This is a genomic window from Phyllobacterium sp. P5_D12 (assembly GCF_054049495.1).
The window spans coordinates 1-2,183 of record NZ_JBFUMG010000669.1; the positions used below are offsets into that span (position 1 = coordinate 1).

The following is a 2,183-nucleotide window of genomic DNA, read 5'->3' on the forward strand; positions in this document are numbered from 1 at the left end:
ATCAGACTGCCATCGTCCTGAGCTTTAGCCATACGCGCGATCACCATGATATTTCAACGGAATTTCATACAGAACATGGCCCATTCACGCAGGTGCCCTTACCGGGTAATCGTTCAAGCCTTGTCTGGGTGACGACCCCGGCCCATGCAGCGGAACTGCTCGAACTTTCGCGTGACCAACTGGCAACACGGGTTGAAGAGCGCATGCAATCCATGCTCGGCGCCGTAACCATCGATGTCGATCCTCAGAGCTGGCCACTGTCCGGTCTTGTACCCAGTTCGTTCGCCCGCAACCGCGTGTTCCTGGCTGGCGAGTCGGCCCATGTCTTCCCGCCGATCGGCGCACAGGGCCTCAATCTCGGTGTTCGGGATGTCGAAACCTTGCTGGAAAYTCTGCCGCTCAATGGTATGGACCTCGGTGCAGCCAGCGTTATAACTGCATATAATCGCAAGCGAAGCCCGGACATTCTGGCCCGGACGGGTGCAGTGGACGCGCTGAACCGTTCGCTCCTGTCGGATTTCCTGCCGGTTCAGATGGTTCGCAGCGGTGGCCTTGAGCTCTTGCGAGCCTTTTCACCGCTGCGTGGCTTTGTCATGCGCGAAGGCCTGCGGCCGGGTAGCGGCTGGCGGTTTTCGCACAAGGAGGCAGGCAGGCGCTAATTCACGCCAGCACGAAATCGCTTAGCAATTTCACGTTTAGCAGGGCGATTACCACGGCGATGAACATCGCGAATGCGGAGAGCCAGCGCGGTGAAACGAGGGCGCCCATCTTTGCCTTGCTGGCTGTGAACATGACCAGCGGGAATACGGCGAACGATAGCTGAAGGCTCAAGACCACCTGCGTCAGGACCAGCAGCTTCGCCGTGCCGCTTTCGCCATACCAGACCGTGACGATCGATGCCGGAATGATGGCGATGCCGCGTGTGATCAGCCGCCGCAGCCACGGCGCGAGCTTGATATGGAGGAAACCCTCCATGACAATCTGCCCTGCGAGCGTTGCCGTTACAGTCGAATTTATGCCGCAGCAGAGCAAAGCAATGCCGAAGAGCGTCGGTGCTATCGCCAGGCCCAGAAGCGGCGCAAGCAGCGAATGCGCCTCGCCGAGTTCTGCGACGTTTGTCTGACCCGTCTTGTGGAATGTTGCAGCAGCAAGAATGAGGATCGACGCGTTGATCAGGAGCGCGAACATCAGGGCCAAAGTGGAATCGATCGTTGCGTATTTCAATGCAGAACGTTTTTCCGGCAGCGTACTTCCGTAATCGCGGGTCTGCACAATACCTGAATGCAGATACAGATTGTGCGGCATCACAGTCGCACCGAGAATGCCCAGCGCAAGATACAGCATCTCCGGATTGGTCACGATCTCCGTGGTTGGTGCAAAACCCTTGATGACGGCGCCCCACTCCGGATCCGCCATGAAAATCTGGATCGCGAAACAAACAGCTATGACACCGAGTAGCGTAATGATGAGCGCCTCGACCCAGCGGAAGCCAAGCTTCTGCAGATAAAGGATAAGAAATACATCGAGCGCTGTGATGAGTACGCCAATTTCAAGCGGAATACCGAAAATCAGATTGAGACCGATGGCCGTACCGATAACTTCGGCGATATCGGTAGCTATGATGGCAATTTCCGCCAAAAACCATAGCGTATAGGCAACTGGCTTTGGAAAGGCATCGCGGCATGCCTGCGCCAGATCCCTGCCCGAGCCTATGGCGAGCCGGGCGCAAAGAGCCTGCAGGACAATCGCCATGATATTGGAAACAAGGGCAACGACAAGAAGCGTGTAACCGAATTTCGATCCCCCGGCGAGCGATGTCGCCCAGTTGCCAGGGTCCATGTAGCCCACGGCGACCAGATAGCCCGGACCGACGAAGGCCGCTGCACGGCGCCAACCCGGTCCGCTCGTCCGCACGGCGATCGAACGATGAACATCTGACAGTGACGCCTCGCCCCTTGCGTGTCGCCAGCCCTTGGGCGTGTCGACCGCCGGCCCTAGTTGATCCATGGAATACCCCTAATCGCAATTGCAAATCATTCGCAACTATATATACACAAAATCGACAGCCGCAAGGGCCCAGCTGCGCCGAAAGCGCCAAGTGGAGCGATTATCTCGATAATAAAAACGTTGGCGGCGTCATTTGATGTAAGGGAATGAGACCATGCGTCATGAAATAAAGCCAC

2 protein-coding genes are annotated in these 2,183 nt (G+C 57.0%); one reads left to right on the forward strand and one right to left on the reverse strand.

Going from position 1 to position 2,183, the window contains the following annotated elements; genetic code table 11:
• Positions 1 to 659 (forward strand): FAD-dependent monooxygenase (locus ACXJ5O_RS25045; RefSeq protein ID WP_457302272.1); only part of this gene is annotated, 659 nt, incomplete at its 5' end.
• Position 660: 1 nt separating this feature from the next.
• Here the strand turns inward: ACXJ5O_RS25045 and ACXJ5O_RS25050 are convergent.
• Entirely contained in the window at positions 661 to 2,007 is a 1,347-nt protein-coding gene (locus tag ACXJ5O_RS25050) for an Nramp family divalent metal transporter (RefSeq protein WP_457302273.1), read from the reverse strand.
• Positions 2,008 to 2,183: the final 176 nt, after the last annotated feature.